Annotated in this window: 19 protein-coding genes; 13 read left to right on the top strand and 6 right to left on the bottom strand. The window is 66.7% G+C overall.

Annotated elements, in window-relative coordinates:
- Positions 1–122: 122 nt before the first annotated feature.
- Complete coding sequence (gene topA, locus QZ546_RS13160) at positions 123–2,702, top strand: type I DNA topoisomerase (RefSeq protein ID WP_294238285.1); 2,580 nt, start codon at positions 123–125, stop codon at positions 2,700–2,702.
- A gap of 158 nt (positions 2,703–2,860) precedes the next feature.
- Here topA and QZ546_RS13155 read toward each other — a convergent pair whose 3' ends face one another.
- From QZ546_RS13155 to panC, 3 genes are all read right to left on the bottom strand, one after another.
- Entirely contained in the window at positions 2,861–3,127 is a 267-nt protein-coding gene (locus QZ546_RS13155; RefSeq protein WP_294238283.1) for a hypothetical protein, read from the bottom strand.
- A gap of 58 nt (positions 3,128–3,185) precedes the next feature.
- Entirely contained in the window at positions 3,186–3,491 is a 306-nt protein-coding gene (locus QZ546_RS13150) for a hypothetical protein (protein WP_294238280.1), read from the bottom strand.
- Between the two features lie 76 nt (positions 3,492–3,567).
- Positions 3,568–4,410 carry a pantoate--beta-alanine ligase gene (gene panC, locus QZ546_RS13145; RefSeq protein WP_294238277.1) on the bottom strand — a complete coding sequence of 281 codons (843 nt, stop codon included), beginning with the start codon at positions 4,408–4,410 and terminating at the stop codon, positions 3,568–3,570.
- A 75-nt stretch (positions 4,411–4,485) separates the two neighbouring features.
- On the opposite strand from panC, the gene QZ546_RS13140 reads away from it, so the two are divergent.
- Genes QZ546_RS13140 through pgmG form a run of 3 tightly spaced genes read left to right on the top strand, consistent with a single transcriptional unit; the run spans position 4,486 to position 6,954 of the window.
- A complete protein-coding gene (locus QZ546_RS13140) occupies positions 4,486–5,310 on the top strand; it encodes a division plane positioning ATPase MipZ (RefSeq protein ID WP_294238275.1) in 825 nt (274 codons plus the stop codon).
- The gene (locus QZ546_RS13135; RefSeq protein ID WP_294238272.1) at positions 5,307–5,576 is read left to right on the top strand and encodes a J domain-containing protein; all 270 of its coding nucleotides are present in this window, start codon (positions 5,307–5,309) and stop codon (positions 5,574–5,576) included. Before QZ546_RS13140 ends, QZ546_RS13135 begins: the two co-directional genes overlap by 4 nt.
- The gene (gene pgmG, locus QZ546_RS13130) at positions 5,569–6,954 is read left to right on the top strand and encodes a phosphoglucomutase/phosphomannomutase PgmG (RefSeq protein WP_294238270.1); all 1,386 of its coding nucleotides are present in this window, start codon (positions 5,569–5,571) and stop codon (positions 6,952–6,954) included. The genes QZ546_RS13135 and pgmG overlap by 8 nt, the downstream gene beginning before the upstream one ends.
- A gap of 44 nt (positions 6,955–6,998) precedes the next feature.
- Here pgmG and QZ546_RS13125 read toward each other — a convergent pair whose 3' ends face one another.
- On the bottom strand, positions 6,999–8,105 hold the full coding sequence (locus QZ546_RS13125; RefSeq protein ID WP_294238268.1) for a M14-type cytosolic carboxypeptidase: 1,107 nt from the start codon (positions 8,103–8,105) through the stop codon (positions 6,999–7,001).
- 5 nt (positions 8,106–8,110) lie between these two features.
- Positions 8,111–8,728 (bottom strand): DUF4136 domain-containing protein, encoded by a 618-nt coding sequence (locus QZ546_RS13120; RefSeq protein ID WP_294238265.1) that lies wholly within the window; start codon positions 8,726–8,728, stop codon positions 8,111–8,113.
- A gap of 203 nt (positions 8,729–8,931) precedes the next feature.
- Here QZ546_RS13120 and ykgO point away from each other — a divergent pair, with 203 nt between their 5' ends.
- Positions 8,932–9,057 (top strand): type B 50S ribosomal protein L36, encoded by a 126-nt coding sequence (ykgO, locus tag QZ546_RS13115; protein ID WP_003046794.1) that lies wholly within the window; start codon positions 8,932–8,934, stop codon positions 9,055–9,057.
- A 9-nt stretch (positions 9,058–9,066) separates the two neighbouring features.
- Positions 9,067–9,726 carry an HAD family phosphatase gene (locus tag QZ546_RS13110; protein ID WP_294238264.1) on the top strand — a complete coding sequence of 220 codons (660 nt, stop codon included), beginning with the start codon at positions 9,067–9,069 and terminating at the stop codon, positions 9,724–9,726.
- Positions 9,727–9,841: 115 nt separating this feature from the next.
- On the opposite strand, the gene QZ546_RS13105 is transcribed toward QZ546_RS13110, so the two are convergent.
- Complete coding sequence (locus QZ546_RS13105) at positions 9,842–10,447, bottom strand: L,D-transpeptidase family protein (protein WP_294238262.1); 606 nt, start codon at positions 10,445–10,447, stop codon at positions 9,842–9,844.
- A gap of 197 nt (positions 10,448–10,644) precedes the next feature.
- On the opposite strand from QZ546_RS13105, the gene QZ546_RS13100 reads away from it, so the two are divergent.
- The 7 genes from QZ546_RS13100 (at position 10,645) to QZ546_RS13070 (ending at position 17,526) form a co-directional block, all read left to right on the top strand.
- Complete coding sequence (locus QZ546_RS13100; RefSeq protein ID WP_294238259.1) at positions 10,645–11,364, top strand: murein L,D-transpeptidase catalytic domain family protein; 720 nt, start codon at positions 10,645–10,647, stop codon at positions 11,362–11,364.
- Positions 11,365–11,552: 188 nt separating this feature from the next.
- On the top strand, positions 11,553–12,215 hold the full coding sequence (hisG, locus tag QZ546_RS13095; RefSeq protein WP_294238257.1) for an ATP phosphoribosyltransferase: 663 nt from the start codon (positions 11,553–11,555) through the stop codon (positions 12,213–12,215).
- On the top strand, positions 12,212–13,507 hold the full coding sequence (gene hisD / locus QZ546_RS13090; RefSeq protein ID WP_294238255.1) for a histidinol dehydrogenase: 1,296 nt from the start codon (positions 12,212–12,214) through the stop codon (positions 13,505–13,507). Before hisG ends, hisD begins: the two co-directional genes overlap by 4 nt.
- Positions 13,504–13,920: an aminoglycoside 6'-N-acetyltransferase gene (gene aac(6') / locus QZ546_RS13085; protein ID WP_294238252.1), complete on the top strand. Its 417-nt coding sequence runs from the start codon at positions 13,504–13,506 to the stop codon at positions 13,918–13,920. Before hisD ends, aac(6') begins: the two co-directional genes overlap by 4 nt.
- Positions 13,921–14,095: 175 nt before the next feature.
- Positions 14,096–14,551, top strand: coding sequence for a transcription antitermination factor NusB (nusB, locus tag QZ546_RS13080; RefSeq protein ID WP_294238249.1), 456 nt, complete (start codon positions 14,096–14,098; stop codon positions 14,549–14,551).
- Positions 14,552–14,567: 16 nt separating this feature from the next.
- Positions 14,568–15,473, top strand: coding sequence for a thiamine-phosphate kinase (gene thiL / locus QZ546_RS13075; protein WP_294238247.1), 906 nt, complete (start codon positions 14,568–14,570; stop codon positions 15,471–15,473).
- A gap of 76 nt (positions 15,474–15,549) precedes the next feature.
- On the top strand, positions 15,550–17,526 hold the full coding sequence (locus QZ546_RS13070) for a S9 family peptidase (RefSeq protein WP_294238244.1): 1,977 nt from the start codon (positions 15,550–15,552) through the stop codon (positions 17,524–17,526).
- The last annotated feature ends 238 nt before the right edge of the window (positions 17,527–17,764 follow it).

The raw sequence follows: 17,764 nt of genomic DNA, 5'->3' as shown, positions 1-17,764 counted from the left end.
TTTTTTCAAGCAGAAGACGGCATACGAGATCTAGTACGGTCTCGTGGGCTCGGAGATGTGTATAAGAGACAGCCCCCTCCCCATCCTCGCGTACACACGTAAGGGACGTAGTTTTACCACTCATGCAGCTTGTCATCGTCGAATCGCCCGCCAAGGCGAAGACCATCGAGAAATATCTGGGGTCGGACTACCGCGTCCTGGCAAGCTATGGTCACGTCCGCGACCTGCCGCCCAAGGACGGCTCGGTCGACCCGGACCAGAATTTCGCGATGGAGTGGGAAAATTACGCGGACAAGGCGCGCCAGCTCAAGGCGATCGCCGACGAGGCCAAGAAGGCCGACCGCCTGATCCTGGCCACCGACCCTGATCGCGAGGGCGAGGCGATTTCCTGGCACGTGCAGGAGGTGCTGAAGAACCGCAAGGCGCTGCCCGACAAGGTGGAGCGCGTCACCTTCAATGCGATCACCAAGCCCGCCATCCTGCACGCGATGCAGAATCCGCGCGAGCTGGATACCGACCTGATCGACGCATACCGGGCACGCCGCGCGCTCGACTATCTGGTGGGCTTCACCCTGTCGCCGGTGCTGTGGCGCAAGCTGCCCGGCGCCAAGTCGGCGGGCCGCGTCCAGTCGGTGGCGCTGCGCCTGATCGTCGGCCGTGAGCGCGAGATCGAGGCGTTCAAGCCCCAGGAATATTGGTCGGTCACCGCCGATATGGAGCAGGACGGCACGCCCTTCGTTGCACGCCTGGTCCAGTGGGAGGGCAGGAAGCTCGACCGCCTGTCGATCGGCAATGAGGGCGACGCGACCCGCGCCAAGGCCGATGTCGAGGCGGGCCGGTTCCAGGTCCAGTCGGTCGAGACCAAGCCCGCGACGCGCAACCCGCCGCCGCCCTTCACGACCTCGACCCTGCAACAGGAGGCCGCGCGCAAGCTGGGCTTCTCGGCCGATCACACCATGCGGATCGCGCAGCAGCTCTACGAGGATGGCGCGATCACGTACATGCGTACCGATGGCGTCCAGATGGACGGATCGGCCATTTCGGCGGCGCGCAAGGCGGTGGCCGACCGCTATGACGCCTCCTACGTCCCCGACAAGCCGCGCATGTATCAGTCCAAGGCGAAGAACGCCCAGGAAGCGCACGAGGCGATCCGCCCGACCGACTTCTCGCGCGATCGTGCGGGATCGGGCGATCATGGCCGCCTGTACGACCTGATCTGGAAGCGCGCGCTTGCCTCGCAAATGGCGTCGGCGCGGATGGAGCGGACCACCATCGACATGGCCGACGGCACCGGCCGCCATATCCTGCGTGCGACCGGCCAGGTCGTGCTCTTCCCCGGCTATCTGGCGCTGTACGAGGAAGGCCAGGACGACAGCCAGGACGAAGAGGCCCGCCGCCTCCCCCGCCTGCGTGAGGGCAATGCCCCCGCCAAGAAGGAGGTCAAGGCCGAGCAGCACTTCACCCAGCCGCCGCCGCGCTTCTCGGAAGCCTCGCTGGTCAAGCGGATGGAGGAACTCGGCATCGGGCGCCCGTCGACCTATGCCTCGATCATCAAGACGCTGAAGGACCGCGCCTATGTCCGCGTCGAGAAGAACCGCTTCTTCGCCGAGGAGAGCGGGCGGCTGGTGACGGCGTTCCTCGAACGCTTCTTCGAGAAATATGTCGGCTATGACTATACCGCCGAGCTGGAAGAGGAGCTGGACGATGTGTCCGGCGGCCGCGCCCAGTGGCAGGCGGTGCTCGACGCCTTTTGGCGCGACTTCAAGCCGCGCACGTCCGAAGTCATGGAGCAGCAGCCCTCGGCGATCACCGCCGAGCTGGACCAGTTCTTGGCGCCTTATTTGTTCCCCGAAAAGGCGGACGGCTCGGACCCGCGCCTGTGCCCCAATTGCGGCGAGGGCAAGCTCGCCCTTCGGGGTGGCCGGTTCGGCGCGTTCATCGCCTGCTCCAACTATCCGGAGTGCAAATATACCCGTCGCTTCGCCCAGGGCGGCGAAGGCGCGGGCGAGGACACCGGGCCGGAAACGCTGGGCCAGGATCCCGAAACCGGGCTGCCGGTCGAGCGCAAGTCGGGGCGCTTCGGTCCCTATATCCAGCTCGGCGAGGGCAAGGACGCCAAGCGCGCCTCCATCCCCAAGGATATCGACCTCGACCTGGAATGGGCGCTGAAACTGCTCCACCTGCCGCGCACCATCGGCAACCACCCGGAGACGGGCGAGCCGATCACCGCGTCGATCGGGCGCTATGGCCCCTATCTGGCGCATAGCGGCAAATATGCGCGCCTGACCTCGACGGCAGAAGTGTTCGAAACGGGCATGAACGCCGCCGTGGTCAAGCTGGCCGAGGCGGCGGCGGGCGGCGGGCGCGCCGCGCGGGGTACCGCGTCGCGCGAACCGCTGAAGGTGCTGGGCAAGCATCCGCGCACCGAGGCGGAGATCAAGCTGATGGAGGGGCGCTATGGCCCTTACGTCACCGATGGCGAGACGAATGCTACCATCCCCAAGACAGTCGACAAGGACCAGCTGACGCTGGAGGAAGCCGCACAGCTGATCGATGCGCGGGCCGCAGCGGCGCCGGCGCGCAAGAAACCGGCAAAGAAGGCAGCCGCCAAGAAGGCGCCTGCCAAGGCGGCCGGGGACAAGAAGACGCCTGCCAAAAAGGCCGCACCGAAAAAGGCGGCGTCGAAAAAGACCGAAGGTTGAGCGCGACCCGATAGGACCGGGCTCATAGAGGTGGGGTAGCGTCTCGCCGATCAGGCTGGCGGACGGGCGGTGCATGGTCTCATGCGCCGTTCCGATCAATGGGCCGGATCGCGCGCGGCGAATTCGGCGATGTAACGGGGCGACGTTACGGGGCGATGTTACGGACGGTCCGACGTCCGCTGCCCGCTTCTTTTCGGCTGAGGCAAAACCCTGCCGAGCATCCGTTGCGCCAGAAGGCCGAGCGACAGTCCGATCAACCAGACGAATGATCGGTGATGCGAGTCCTTGGCCAGCATCCAGTTGGGCAAATGACCATATCGCTCCAACATGGCGGTCACGCCCATCGCGACTGCGGCAGTCGTCCCGATATGGATGGCCAGATAGCCGAGGCCGACCGTTACCGGGCCGTCATCGTCCTTAACCATCGCTTCCGCCGGATCGAATACGCCATCGTCGATCCATCGCCGCGATTGGCAAGTCCGGTCAAGCGGCGCGCATCTGCACCGAATTGCCATACAGGAAGGCGCGGGCCTGGCGCTGGGCCTCGGCGATCTCGCGCGCCGTCATGTCCTCGGCCACTTCGGCGCGGGCGATCTGTGCGGGCAGGAAACCGGCGACCGCGGCAAGATTGAACCATTTATGCGCCTCGATCAGATCCAGGCACTTGCCGGCCGTACCGGTCGAATAGGCGACGCCCAGATCGTACATCGTCGCGCCGTCGTCGGTCACCACCCGTTCGGCGAGCCGACTTTCCATCAGGAACCGGGCACTCTTGCTGCTATTGGCCATATCCTACCCCTTTGTTCGGACTCCCTCTGTCCAAGCATAGGTGTATGACCATAACGGTCACAAATTGGTTAACTCATTAACCCTTTGTGATAGCGATATTATCGATCAGTCTGGTCGACCCCATGCGTGCGGCGGCCAGCAATCGGCGGGGCCGGTCGGCCGCGGGATCGGGGGCCAGCGACTCGGCATCGGCCAGTTCGACATAGTCGACCTCGAATCCGGCGGCGGTCAGGGTGGCGCGCGCATCGGCCAGCACCGTCGCCACATCCTCGCCCCGGCCGATCGCACGCGCCGCAACGCCCAGCGCGCGCGGCAGGGCCACGGCCTTGGCCCGCTGCTCCTCGTCGAGATAGATGTTGCGCGACGACAGGGCCAGGCCGTCATCGTCGCGCTGGGTCGGCACGCCGACGATCTCGATGGGGAAGTCCAGATCGGCGACCATGCGGCGGATCACCGCCAACTGCTGGAAATCCTTCTCGCCGAAATAGGCGGCATCGGGGCCGACCTGGTGGAACAGCTTGGCGACGACGGTGGCGACCCCGTCGAAATGGCCGGGCCGCGACCCGCCCTCCAGCCCTTCGCTGACGCCGTCGACGCGGATCGTCGTGGCATGGCCGTGCGGATACATCACCTCCACGCTCGGCAGCCAGAGCAGGTCGCAGCCCGCCTCGGTCAGCATACGGATGTCCGCCAGTTCGCGCCGGGGATAGCGGCTCAGATCCTCGTTCGCGCCGAACTGCTTGGGGTTGACGAAGATCGACGCCACGATCTTGGTGCCCGGCCGCTTCGCCGCTTCGATCAGCGCGATATGGCCCGTATGGAGCGCGCCCATGGTCGGCACGAACGCGATACGCGCGCCTTCGGCACGCAACGCGGCGAGCGCCTCGACCAAGGCTTCGCGATCCCGAATGACTTGCACTGATTTTACCCCTCGTTCCCCAGGCCCAGGGCTTCTATGTAGGGTGGCAACGGGGATCAATAAGGAAGCGACGAGTTGCCGGAGCGGCTATCTTCAACGCACGTGATTGTCTTTGCCAATGAAAAAGGTGGCACGGGCAAATCTACGACGGCGGTTCATGTGGCGATCGCGCTGGCCGCGAAGGGCGCGCGCGTCGCGTGCCTCGATCTCGATCATCGCCAGCGCACCGTCGGTCGTTATCTCGACAATCGGGCCGAGACGATCAAGCGGACCGGGCACAAACTGCCCATGCCCGTCCATGCCACGCTGAGCAGCCAGACCGAGGAGGGATTCGAGGATCTCTGGTTCGGCCTGTCACAGGACGCCGATTTCCTGATCGTCGACACGCCCGGCCGCGACGACCATTTCGCACGGACGGCCGCTGCCCTGTCCCACACCCTCGTCACGCCGATGAACGACAGCTTCGTCGACTTCGACCTGATCGGCCAGGTCGATCCCGAAAGCTTTCAGGTGACGCGCCCCAGCTTCTATTCCGAGCTGATCTGGGACGCGCGCAAGCAGCGGGCGCGCGCCGACGGGACCACGATCGACTGGGTCGTGCTGCGCAACCGGCTTCAGCATATCGAGGCGCGCAACATGCGCCGCGTATCCGACGCGCTGACCGACCTGTCGCGCCGGGTCGGCTTCCGGGTCATTCCGGGGCTGGGCGAGCGCGTCATCTATCGCGAGATGTTCCCCAACGGCCTGACCATGATCGACGCCAAGGAGTTCGGCGCGATGGGCCTGGGCCATGTCGCCGCGCGGCAGGAACTGCGCGAGATGATGGCGGCGCTGCAACTGCCCGAGGCGGGGGCCGAGGCGATCGCGGCGGGCACGAACGAGGCAGACGCCGCCGCATGAAGTGGCTGATCGCGCTGGCGGTCATCTGGCTGGTGTGGCGCTATATGCCGCGCCCGACCAAGCCCAGGCTCGCCCCGCGCCTGCCCCGTGACGAGGCGGATGCGCTCGCCATCCTCGACCTGCCGCCAGGATCGGACGCGGAGGCGATCCGCCAGGCGCATCGCCGGCTGATCGGACAGGTCCATCCCGATCGCGGCGGCTCGGCCGACCTGACGCGGCGGGTGAATGCGGCGCGCGACCTGTTGCTGGCCCGCCGCGATGCCTGATCCCGGGGCTGAGCGCATCGCCGCGATCCACCCCAGCGCCTGCCGCGAATATGACGTGCGCGGCACCGTGCCCGACACGCTGGACGAAGGGGCGGCCTATGCGGTGGGGCGCGGTTTCGCCACGCGGGTCCGCCGCGCGGGCGGCACCCGTGTCGCGGTGGGCCGCGACGGACGCCTCAGCTCGCCCATGCTGGCGGCCGCGCTGGTCGAGGGACTGACCGACAGCGGCGTCGATGTCGTGCGCCTGGGGATAGGCCCCACGCCGATGGTCTATTTCGCCGAGGCGACCCTAGAGGTGGACGGCGCCGTACAGGTAACGGGCAGCCACAATCCCCGCGACGACAATGGCTTCAAGATGGTGCTTCAGCATCGCCCCTTTTTCGGCGAGGACGTGCAGGACCTGGCACGGATGGCGGCGGCGCGCGACTGGACCCAGGGCCGAGGCCGGGTGGAGGATCACGACATCCTCGACGCCTATGTCGACCGGCTGATGGCGGGCTATGCCGGGGGCACGTATCGCATCGGCTGGGACTGCGGCTCCGGTGCGGCGGGCCCGGTCGTCGAGAAGCTGGTCCAGCGCCTGCCGGGTGAGCACCATACGCTGTTCACCGATGTGGACGGTCATTTCCCGCATCATCACCCCGATCCGACGGTCGAGCGCAATCTAGACGCGCTGAAGGCGCTGGTGGCGGACAGACAGCTCGATTTCGGATTCGCTTTCGACGGCGATGGCGACCGTATCGGCGCGATCGACGGTCAGGGGCGCGTCATCTGGGGCGACCAGATATTGATGCTGCTCGCAGGCCCCGCGCTGGCCGAGCATCCCGGCGCGCCGATCGTGGCGGACGTAAAGGCCAGCCAGACGCTGTTCGACCAGATCGAACTGCTCGGCGGTCAGCCCGTCATGTGGAAGACCGGCCACAGCCTGATGAAGACCAAGATGGTCGAAACCGGCGCACCGCTGGGCGGCGAGATGTCGGGCCATATGTTCTTCGCGGGCGAATGGTACGGCTTCGACGACGCGCATTATGCCGCGATCCGCCTGATCCGGGCCGTTCATCTGGCGGGTCGCTCGATGACCGAGCTGCGCGGCACGATGCCCGCGATGGTCGACATCCCCGAGACGCGGATCACGGTCGCAGAGGCGGACAAGTTCGCGATCGTCGACCGGGTTGCGACGGCGCTCGCGCGGGACGGCGCGGTGGTCAACGATACCGACGGTGTGCGGGTCAGGACGGCGGATGGCTGGTGGCTGCTTCGCGCATCCAACACGCAAGCCGCGCTGACCGTGCGCGCCGAGTCCGGGGATACCGCCGGATTGGAGCGGGTTCTGGCCGAGCTGGACCGTTATCTCGCGATGGAGGGGGTGCGGCGATAGCGTCGAAGGCCAAGGGACTCCCTGCCCGGGAGCCCCCTCCCCGATCAAATCTCCCCGATCATCTCCGACAGCACCTCCAGGCATGCCACGCCCAGCTTGGCCGAGCGTTCGCCCGACCAGCCATGCACGGCGTCGGGGTTCGGGTCATGGTCCTTGAACGGCATTTCCAGCGTCACCGACACCGCGCCGAACCGCTCGGCGAGCTGGTTGGTCGACATGGCCAGATTCGCGCGGCCCGGCGCGGACTTCTCATAGCCCATCTGGGTCTGGAAATCGGGCGTGTGCGCGGCGAGGCGGCGGCCGAATTCATAGAATCTGGCGCCATGCTCCTCGGTCCAGCTGGGAATCCCCTCGAACCCGGCGATGAAGTTCGCCGGGATCGCCTCGTCGCCATGGGCGTCGATCGCGAAGTCGACGCCGGTCTGGTCCATGCGGTTGCGGACACACAACACTTCCGGGCTGCGCTCCGGCGTGGGGTCGTGCCATTCGCGGTTGAGGTTCACGCCGGCCGCATTGGTGCGCAGATGACCGCGCCGCGTGCCGTCCGGGTTCATGTTGGGCACGACATGGACCGTCGCCGCCGCCAGCAGCGACTCGGCCGCCGGACTGGTCAGCCAGTCGAGCGCACCCTCCATCCACCATTCGGCCATGGATTCGCCCGGATGCTGGCGGGCATAGAGCCACACCTGCTTCGCGCCCGAGCCGAGGCGGAAATAGTCGATCGGCTGGCCGTCCAGCGTGACGCCGATCTCTTCGTGATGGACACCGCGCGTGGCGATACGCGCGACCAGGTCGTGGTGCCGCTCCATCGTATAGGGCTCGAAATAGGCGAACCAGGCGACGTCGCTGCCCCCCGTCCACTGCCATTCGATCACGCCATCGGCGTAAGCGGTCGGCGTCATCCGCCATTCCTGCCGGTCTGTCGAGGCACGGACATGATAATGGGGCCAGCCACCGGGAAAGGCCGAATCCGCGCCGTTCAGGATGCGGAAGGTGAGCGTCCGCCCCTTCGCGCCGCCGACCCGGAAATAGAACCACTGGTAGAAGTCGGAGTCCTTGTCCTTCACGATCTCCAGGTCGACCCGGTCGCCCTCGATCCCGACGACGCGGATATTGCCGCCGTCGAAGGACGCATTGATGGTCAGGGTCATGGCGCTCACTTCACCTCGATGGTGCGGCCCGATTCGCCCGGGAATTTGGTGAACAGCGCATCCGCCAGCTTGGCGGCCTGCGCCTGCGCATTGATCTTGGCGACGGCCTGCACCGGCGCGATGTTGCGGGCGCTCCCCTCCCAGATGGGCGACTGGTCGACCCGGCGCTTGATCTGCACCGACAGTTCGGTGCCGATGATCTCCTGCGGACGGCTCTTGCCGATCGGGAAGCTCACGCCGCCGCCCAGGCCGACACCGCCGCCGCCACCGCCCGAAAAGCCGCCGCCGCCCAGGCCGATCGAGAAGGGCGAACGGCGCGGCGGGCCCAGCCGGTTGGCGCGGGTGAAGGACACGGTCGCGATATAATCGGGCTGCGCTTCACCCTGGGGCAGCGCATAGCCGTTGCGGAGCAGCGCGGTCTCGACCGCGGCGGCATAGGTCTTGAACTCGATGCTGGCGGGCCCGGTGTTCGACAAGGGCTCGACCCGGATGGTGCCGCGCGCGATCGGCTCGCCCAGATGATAGCGGATCACCTCGGTCGGCGGCAGGCCCCCGCCCGTGGTGGAACAGGCGGCCAGCGTTCCGGCGGCGGCCGCGAGGATCAGGAGCGAGCGGGCTTTCATGCGTTGAAGACACCTTCGAGGATGTTACGGATGGGCAACGCATGACATATGGCGGTTGATCCGGCGGCGGAAGGGGGCGCATGAATCCTGACCGACATGTCATGGCCCAACCTTGACTTGCCCAACCTTGACTTGGGAGCCCATTGCCACTAGGCGGCGACGCTTTCCAGATCACCCTCCAGTTCAAAAGAAGCGAATCGATCATGAAGATCCGCAATTCCCTGAAGTCGCTCAAGGATCGCCACCGGGACAACCGCGTGATCCGCCGTCGCGGCCGCACCTATGTCATCAACAAGACCAACCGTCGTTTCAAGGCGCGCCAGGGCTAATCACCCCTGATGCCGATCGAATCGAACGGGACGGACGCCTTGTCCGACCTGCGCGCCGATCGGCCGACCGCCGTCATCTTCGACGTCGGTCGCGTCCTTTACGACTGGGATCCGCGGATCCTGTATCGGCGCCTGATCGCGGACGATCGGGCGCTCGATGCGTTTCTGCGCGATGTCGTCACGACCGAATGGCATTTCCAGCATGATGCGGGCCGCGACTTCGCCGACACTTCGGCGGAGCTGATCGCGCTATACCCGCAGCATCGCGACCTGATCGCCGCCTGGGGCCCGCGTTTCCGCGAGAGCATCGGCGACCCGATCCCGGGAATGCACGACCTAGTCGCCGAACTCGATTCGGCGGGTGTGCCGCTGTTCGCGATCACGAACTTCAGCCATGAATTCTGGCCGCCCTTCCGGGTGCGGGAAAGCGCGCTATTCGACCGGTTCCGCGACGTGGTGGTGTCGGGCAACGAAAAGCTGGTGAAGCCCGATCCCGCCATCTACGCCCTAGCGCTCGCCCGATTCGGGCTGGAGCCGGGGCAGGCAGTGTTCATCGACGACAATCGGGCGAATATCGACGCAGCGGCGACGATGGGTATCCATGCGCTGCACTTTACCGATGAGGCGACGCTTCGGCCGCAGCTTCGGGCATTGGGGTTGGTCGCCTAGCTGCAATTTCAGCCCGTGTGCTTCGACTTCGCTCAGCATGAACGGCTTGGTGGGATCGTTCCAAAACTCCGTTCAGCCTGAGCGAAGTCGAAGGCCACGCTTCACCATCTCAACCTCACCGCGCCAACGACGCCAACTGCGCCTGATTCGCCTGGCTCGCTTCCGTTTCCATCAGCGTCGGATCGAATTGATCGCCGACCATCTGGTCGGTGACGATCACGTTCGTCCCTACCGAGGTGATCGAGAACAGCTTCTTGGCAAAGGCGGCGGGCAGGCGGATGCAGCCGTGCGAATCGGGAAAGCCCGGATTTTTGCCCGCGTGCAGCGCGACGCCGTCCCAGGTCAGGCGCTGCATATAGGGCATCGGCGCACTGTCATACAGGTTGCTGCGGTGCATCTCGCGCTTCTGCAGGATGGGGAAGATGCCGGTCGGCGTGTCCTTGCCGTCCTTGCCGGTCGAAACCGAGGCCGCCGCGATCATCGCGTCGCCGCGATAGACATAGGCGCGTTGCATCGGAATGCTGACCACCACCGTCACGGGCTGGGTCACCGGATCGACGGCGACCATCTGCGGATCGGCCCAGACGAAGCGGTTGGGAGCCAGTGCGGCGGCGGCCTGTGCCACCGTGGCGGTGGCAGGCCCTTCCTCGGCGGCGAGCGCGGGAGCGACGAAACCTGGCGACGCAAGCCCCAGCAGGGCGGCAAAAGCGAAAGCCTTCATATCCCTTTTCCTTGGCGAGTTCACGAATTTTTAAACACGTCAACCTGAAAATAGTGCCAAGCGAAAATTTTTGCGCTGCGACGGAACTTACGCCGAGTCGATGGAACCAAGCGATCAACGGATAGCGGAGCGGGCAGAAAAATGGCCCTTCATCTGCTATTTGGGAGTCGCGGGATTTCTGGGGTTGAAGGACCATAATGCACGATAATCTGGACGCGGCGCCGGGTCGGCGCGCGCTGTTGAAGAACGCGCTGGTGCTGGCCGGGGCACTGGCGGTTCCGGGGGCAGTCAATGCCCGGGGAAGGCTGACGGCGAATGATCTTCGCCCGTTGCGCCAGCCGCCGCTGCCGCCGCGCCCGACCATGGCGTCACCCATCCCGGCCCAGCCCATCCTGGCCTCGTCACGCGTCGTCCGTCCGGACCTGCTGCGTCAGGCAATGGCTTCGCTCCAGCGGCACGGATCGCAGGTGCATCGGCGCGACCGGATGGCGATCGTCGATTTCGCCGTCGGCTCGTCCGAACCCCGCCTCCATCTGGTCGATCTGGTTAGCGGCCGCAGCACCTCGCTGCTCGTATCGCACGGCAGCGGCTCGGACCCGTCGCATAGCGGCTATCTTCAGCGCTTCTCCAACGCGTTCAATTCGAACGCCAGCTCGGAAGGCGCCTTCCTGACCGACGATTATTATGTCGGCAAGCATGGCCGGTCGCAGCGTCTGGTCGGCCTCGATCCGACCAACGACAATGCGCTGGGCCGCGCGATCGTGATCCATTCGGCCTGGTACGCCAATCGCGACATGATCAAGACCCACGGGATGCTCGGCCGCAGCCAGGGCTGCTTCGCGGTCGGCGAGAGCGACCTGGACCAGGTATTCGCGAACCTCGGCCCCGGCCGGATGATCTACGCCGCAAAGGTGTAAACCCCGATCCTCCCCAAGCTGTGCTTGGGGAGGGGGACCGCCGCGAAGCGGTGGTGGAGGGGCATGGGCGCTCTCGATAGGGTGACACTCCTCCGTCAGTCCTGCGGACTGCCACCTCCCCTTGCAGGGGAGGAATTCCTACGCCGACATTGCGATCCCCGGTGGCGGGGGTTAAGTCCCCGATCCTCATGGTCCAGCCGCTCATCATCGCCGTCCCCAAGGGACGCATCCTGGCCGAGGCGCTGCCGCTGCTCGCCGCCGCCGGCATCCGGCCCGAACCGGCCTTCACCGACAAGGACAGCCGCGCGTTGCGTTTCGCGACCGATGTCCCCGGCATCGAGCTGATCCGCGTCCGCGCCTTCGACGTCGCCACCTTCGTCGCCCACGGCGCGGCGCAGCTGGGCATCGTGGGGTCCGACGTGCTGTCCGAATTCGGCTATTCCGAACTCTATGCACCCGTCGACCTGAAGATCGGCCATTGCCGCATCTCGGTCGCCGAGCCCGCCGCCATGGCCGAGAGCGACGATCCGCGCGGGTGGAGTCATGTCCGTGTCGCGACCAAATATCCGCACATCACCAGCCGCCACTTCGCGGCGCGGGGCGTGCAGGCCGAGTGCGTCAAGCTGAACGGCGCGATGGAGCTGGCTCCCACGCTGGGCCTGGCGCCGCGCATCGTCGATCTGGTGTCCTCGGGACGGACGCTCAAGGAAAACGGGCTGGTCGAGGTCGAGGTGATCGAGGAAGTCACCTCGCGCCTCGTCGTCAACCGCGCCGCGATGAAGACGCGGGGGCAGGTCGTGCCGCTGGTCGAGGCGTTCCGCCGCGCCGTCGCCGAAAGGGAAGCGGCATGATCCGGCTGAATACGAGCGACGCAGGCTTCGCCGCCGCGTTCGACGAGCTGGTCGACGCCCGGCGCGAGAGCGATGCCGATGTCGCGCGCGACGTGCAGGTCATCCTGCGCGCGGTCCGCGACGATGGCGAAGCGGCGGTGGCGGCCTTCACCAAGCAGTTCGACGGTCATGACCTTGCCGAGACCGGCTGGCGGATCGAACCGGCCGATTGCCGTGCGGCTTATGAGGCGCTGGAGCCCGAATTGCGTGCCGCGCTCGACCTCGCCGCCGCGCGCATCCGCGCCTATCACGAAAAGCAGAAGCCGACCGACACCGACTATGTCGATGCGCAGGGCGTGCGGCTGGGCGCACGCTGGACGGCGGTGGATGCGGCCGGGATCTACGTCCCCGGCGGGCGGGCGGCCTATCCCTCCTCGCTGCTGATGAACGCGATTCCGGCCAAGGTGGCCGGGGTCGAGCGGCTGGTGATGGTCACGCCGACGCCCAAGGGCGAGATCAACCATCTGGTCCTCGCCGCCGCGCATCTGGCGGGCGTGGACGAGGTATGGCGGGTCGGCGGCGCCCAGGCCGTGGGCGCGCTGGCTTATGGTGCGGGTCGTATCCAGCGGGTCGACGTCGTCACCGGGCCCGGCAATGCCTGGGTCGCGGAGGCCAAGCGGCAGGTTTACGGCATGGTCGGCATCGACATGGTGGCGGGCCCCTCCGAGATCGTCGTGGTCGCCGACGGCAGGAACGATCCCGACTGGATCGCCGCCGACCTGCTGAGCCAGGCTGAGCACGACACCGTCACCCAGTCGATCCTGTTCACCGACGACGCCGATTTCGCCGAGCGGGTGGCCGAGGCGGTCGACCGGCAGATCCCCGAACTGGCCACCGCCAGCGTCGCGCGCACCGCCTGGGACGCGAACGGCGCGATCATCGTGGTCGATTCGCTGGAGGCCGCCATGCCGCTGGTCGACCGGCTCGCGCCCGAGCATCTCGAACTGGCGGTGGACGATCCGCAGAGCCTGTTCGACCGGTTGCGCCATGCCGGGTCGGTATTCCTGGGCCGCCATACGCCCGAGGCGATCGGCGATTATGTCGCGGGTCCGAATCACGTGCTGCCCACCGGCCGCCGGGCGCGCTTCGCCAGCGGGCTGTCCGTGCTCGACTTCATGAAGCGGACGAGCTTTTTAGGCCTGACCGAGACGGCGCTGAACGAACTCGGCCCCGCGACGGTGGCGCTCGCCCATGCCGAGGGGCTTCCGGCGCATGCCAAGTCGGTGGCTTTGCGGCTGCGCCTCAACCGATGATCGTCACGCCCGCCGCGCCGGAGCATCGGGAAGGATGGCTGGCGTTGCGGGCGGCGCTTTGGGGCGAGGACGCGGGCGATCCGGCGGACTTGCCCGAGGGCGACGGGAATTTCGTCGCTCTGGCGGACGGCCGGGTGATCGGCTTTGCCGAGGCGGCGGTGCGGCATGATTACGTCAATGGCTGCGACGGCTCGCCGGTGCTGTTTCTGGAAGGGCTGTATGTCGATCCGGCGTGGCGGCGGCAGGGGGTCGCCGGGGCGCTGGTCGCGACAGTGGCGGATTGGGGGCGGGCGCTGGGGTGCTCGGAGTTTGCCTCCGATGCCGAGCTGGACAATCTCGACTCCCATGCGATGCACCGGGCGCTGGGGTTCGCCGAGACCGAGCGGGTGGTGTATTTCCGTCGGGAATTGTGATTCCTGTTATCCCGTGGCCTTCGACTTCGCTCAGGCTGAACGGCGGTTGGAAACGGGGCTGGATACCAAACCCCGTTCAGCCTGAGCGAAGTCGAAGGCCACGCCCCCCACCCCGTCCCACCCCCTTCTCCCAAAATACGTGACGAATTGGCGACAGCCCGGTAAAGGCCCGCCAATGACTCGTCCCACCGCCCGTACCCAGGCGCGCGCCGCCGCGCGCCTTGCCGCCGTTCAGGCGCTTTACCAGCATGACATGGAACAGACCCCGCTGGCGGCGCTGCTCCACGAATTCCACAACCACCGCATCGGCGCGACCATCGAAGATGTCGAATATGCCGATGCCGACACCGATTTCTTCGATGACATCGTCAAGGGCGTCCATGCCCGGCTGGGCGAGATCGACCGGATGATCGAGGGCAAGCTGGCCACGGGCTGGACGCTGAACCGGCTCGATCGGCCGATGAAGGCGATCCTGCGCGCCGGGACCTATGAACTGCTGGCCCGCCACGACGTGCCGGTCGGCGCGGTCATCAGCGAATATGTCGATGTCGCCCACGCCTTTTACGAGAAGCGCGAATCGGGCTTCGTCAACGGCCTGCTCGACGCGATCGCCAAGGTCGCGCGCGCCTGATCCCCGCCGCCGCCCGATGACCGAGGCGGAGTTCATCACCGCGCTGCGCCGGATGCCGCTGCATCCCGGTGCGCGCGGCCTGATCGACGATAGTGCCGTGCTGACCGCCGCGCCGCTGGTCGTCACCAGCGACACGCTGGTCGAGGGCGTGCATTTCCTGCCCGACGATCCACCCGCCGATGTCGCGTGGAAGCTCGTCGCCACCAACCTGTCCGACCTGGCCGCCAAGGGCGCGCTGGTCGAGGGGGTGATGCTCAACTATCCGCTGGGCGACGCCGCCTGGGACCGCGCCTTTCTGGATGGATTGGCGGTGGTGCTCACCCGCTTCGACGCAAGGCTGATCGGCGGCGACACCGTGTCGCTGCGCGGTGCGCGGACGCTGACCCTGACCGCCTTTGGCCGCGATGCCGCTGCGCCCGCGCGGGACGGGGCGAGAGCCGGGGATGGCTTGTGGGTGACGGGCACGATCGGCGATGCGGGGCTGGGGCTGGCCATCGCCCGGCAGGGCCATGGCCCGGTCGCGCTGCGTGACGCCTATCGCCGTCCCCAGCCCCGGCTGACCGAGGGCCGCGCGCTGGGGCCGGTCGTCCATGCGATGATGGACGTGTCCGACGGCGTGTTGATCGACGCCGCGCGGATGGCACGGGCCAGCGGCCTGGGCGTCACCATCGACCTCGATTCGCTGCCCCTGTCGGCCGAGGCCCGCGGCTTTGGCGGCGAGGATCGTGCCGCGCGCCTGGTCGCGGCGACGGCGGGCGACGATTACGAACTGCTCTTCGCCCTGCCGCCGCACATGCTCCCACCGATCCCGGCGACTCGAATCGGGGGCTTCGCCGCTGGCGAAGGACTGTCGCTGGTCGACGCGCAAGGCACGGTTCCCCTGCCCTCGCGATGGGGGTTCGAGCACGGCACCGACCGTTGAAAGCCTCTTTCCCCGCCCATCTGCACTGCTAATCTAAAGCAAGTCGTACGCTGGGGAGCGCGTCGGCGGTTGGGGGATGATGATGAAGACGACGGGGTTGAGGATGCTGGGCGCGTCGGCGATGGCGCTCGCCCTGATGACGCTGACCGGCATGACGCAGGATGCGAGCAAGCCGACCGGCGCCCCCGCCGCGCCGCCGACCGTCACCCCGCCTCAGCCGGTCGAGGCCTTTGCCGCGCTGCCCGAATTCGAAGGCCCTGCCCTGTCGCCCGACGGCACCCGGATCGCGGGCAAGCGGGCGCTGAACGGCAAGCAATATCTGATGGTCGCCCCGCTGCTGAAGGACATGGGCAAGCCGGTACTCGCCGGGCTGGACGACGATGTCGACATCAACTGGTGGCGCTGGGTCAATGACGAATGGCTGATCGCGGGTCTGGGCAGCAAGCAGATCATCCAGGGCGAGGAATATTATGTCACCCGAATCATCGGCATCCGCGCCGACATGCAGAAGAGGGTGAAGCTCGACTGGGACAATTCGGGCTTTCGCGCCGATGAAGTGCTATGGACCGCGCGCGACGGCACGCCGCGAATCCTGTTCGCCAAGCAGACCGGCATCTACTCGATGGCCGATGTCTATCCTTCCGTCTATGAAGCCGACGTCTCGACCGGGCGGGTGAAGCGCATCGCGTCGGGCCAGACCGATGTCTGGGACTGGTATGCCGATAGCCAGGGCCAGCTGCGCATGGGCGTCCGCTACAGCGACGACACGCGCAGGACGAGCCTGCTCTATCGCCAGTCCAATGCCGAGTCTTTTCGGATCATCGCGCGCGCCGATGGCCGCAAGGCCGAATCGGTTCTGGTCCCCAGCATCTTCCGCGCCGATGGCACCGCGCTCGCGATCGACGACAGCGACGGCTATGACGCATTGTACGAGGTGTCGCTGCCCGACTTGAAGCTGGGTCGCAAGATCAGCACCGTCGCCGGTTATGACATTGACGGGGTCATCGCCAATGCGGCGGGCAACGACATCGCCGCGATCCGCTACACCGACCAATCTTATCACGACGCCTGGCTCGATCCCCGGATCAAGGAATTGCAGGACGCCGTGGACAAGGCGGTGGCACCCCGCCGCGCCGAGATCGTGTCCTGGAACCGGGCCCGCACCCGCTTCCTGATCGAGGTGGGCGGCCCCTCGACACCGGGCGCCCTCTATTACTGGGACACCGACTATGGCACCATGCAGTTCCTGTCCTGGCACAATCCCCAGCTGAAGGGGCGTATGCTGTCACCGGTGCGCAGCATCCGCTACACCGCGCGCGACGGTACGGTGATCGAAGCGCTGCTGACCATGCCGCGCGGCAAGGGCAGCCGGAACCTGCCGCTGATCGTCATGCCGCATGGCGGCCCCTTTGCCCGGGACTCCGAAAGCTGGGACTGGTGGAGCCAGTATCTGGCCGAGCTGGGCTATGCGGTGATCCAGCCAAATTATCGCGGCTCCTCGGGCTATGGCACCGCCTTCGCCAAGAAGGGCGAGGGCGAATGGGGCCTGAAGATGCAGGACGATCTGAACGATGCGGTCGGCTGGGCCGCCAAGGAAGGGATTGCGGACCCCAAGCGCGTCTGCATGATCGGCGCCTCCTATGGCGGCTATGCCGCGATGCGCGCGGCGCAACGCGACGGGGCGGTGTATCGCTGTGCCATATCCTATGCGGGCGTGTCCGATCTGGCGGCGATACAGCGCTACGACTCGCGCTTCCTGTTTGCCAAGACGCGCTCCGACTGGCTGCACAAACAGGCGCCCGACTATCGCAGCGTGTCGCCGCGTTTCGGGGCGGGCAGCGTGTCGATCCCGCTGCTGATCGTCCATGGCAAGGCCGACAAGCGCGTGCCGGTCAGCCAGTCGCGGATGATGGTCGCGGCGTTGAAGGCAGCGGGCAAGCCGGTGAATTATATCGAACAGCCGCTGGGCGACCACCACTTCACCCGCGCCGAGGACCGGCTGGAATTCCTGAAAGCGATGACCGCGTTCCTGGCGCAGCATAATCCGGCGTGATGGTCCCCTGTTTCCTCCCCTGCAAGGGGAGGTGGCAGGCCGCAGGCCTGACGGAGGGGTATCCCGTGCGGTGAGGGAGAACCGCATTCACCACGCGGGACACCCCTCCACCAGCTTCGCTGGTCCCCCTCCCCTTGCAGGGGAGGAATCGACGGCTGTCTGACCTTGCCGAACCCCGTCCGCGACCCCATATCCGGGTCCGATCCGGCGCGCCTTTCCTTTTGGCGCCTTTGCGGCT

This window comes from uncultured Sphingomonas sp., from assembly GCF_913062585.1.
GTDB lineage: Bacteria > Pseudomonadota > Alphaproteobacteria > Sphingomonadales > Sphingomonadaceae > Sphingomonas.
The sequence above is the reverse complement of the archived record's forward strand: the minus strand, read 5'-3'. Positions and strand labels throughout refer to the sequence as shown.

Excerpts from the sequence above, each read along its gene's own strand:
- topA (WP_294238285.1), top strand. The coding sequence starts at position 123 with ATGCAGCTTGTCATCGTCGAATCGCCCGCCAAGGCGAAGACCATCGAG.
- QZ546_RS13155 (WP_294238283.1), bottom strand. The coding sequence starts at position 3,127 with ATGGTTAAGGACGATGACGGCCCGGTAACGGTCGGCCTCGGCTATCTG.
- QZ546_RS13150 (WP_294238280.1), bottom strand. The coding sequence starts at position 3,491 with ATGGCCAATAGCAGCAAGAGTGCCCGGTTCCTGATGGAAAGTCGGCTC.
- QZ546_RS13135 (WP_294238272.1), top strand. The coding sequence starts at position 5,307 with ATGAAGTGGCTGATCGCGCTGGCGGTCATCTGGCTGGTGTGGCGCTAT.
- pgmG (WP_294238270.1), top strand. The coding sequence starts at position 5,569 with ATGCCTGATCCCGGGGCTGAGCGCATCGCCGCGATCCACCCCAGCGCC.
- QZ546_RS13125 (WP_294238268.1), bottom strand. The coding sequence starts at position 8,105 with ATGACCCTGACCATCAATGCGTCCTTCGACGGCGGCAATATCCGCGTC.
- QZ546_RS13120 (WP_294238265.1), bottom strand. The coding sequence starts at position 8,728 with ATGAAAGCCCGCTCGCTCCTGATCCTCGCGGCCGCCGCCGGAACGCTG.
- ykgO (WP_003046794.1), top strand. The coding sequence starts at position 8,932 with ATGAAGATCCGCAATTCCCTGAAGTCGCTCAAGGATCGCCACCGGGAC.
- QZ546_RS13110 (WP_294238264.1), top strand. The coding sequence starts at position 9,067 with ATGCCGATCGAATCGAACGGGACGGACGCCTTGTCCGACCTGCGCGCC.
- QZ546_RS13105 (WP_294238262.1), bottom strand. The coding sequence starts at position 10,447 with ATGAAGGCTTTCGCTTTTGCCGCCCTGCTGGGGCTTGCGTCGCCAGGT.
- QZ546_RS13100 (WP_294238259.1), top strand. The coding sequence starts at position 10,645 with ATGCACGATAATCTGGACGCGGCGCCGGGTCGGCGCGCGCTGTTGAAG.
- hisG (WP_294238257.1), top strand. The coding sequence starts at position 11,553 with ATGGTCCAGCCGCTCATCATCGCCGTCCCCAAGGGACGCATCCTGGCC.
- hisD (WP_294238255.1), top strand. The coding sequence starts at position 12,212 with ATGATCCGGCTGAATACGAGCGACGCAGGCTTCGCCGCCGCGTTCGAC.
- nusB (WP_294238249.1), top strand. The coding sequence starts at position 14,096 with ATGACTCGTCCCACCGCCCGTACCCAGGCGCGCGCCGCCGCGCGCCTT.
- thiL (WP_294238247.1), top strand. The coding sequence starts at position 14,568 with ATGACCGAGGCGGAGTTCATCACCGCGCTGCGCCGGATGCCGCTGCAT.
- QZ546_RS13070 (WP_294238244.1), top strand. The coding sequence starts at position 15,550 with ATGATGATGAAGACGACGGGGTTGAGGATGCTGGGCGCGTCGGCGATG.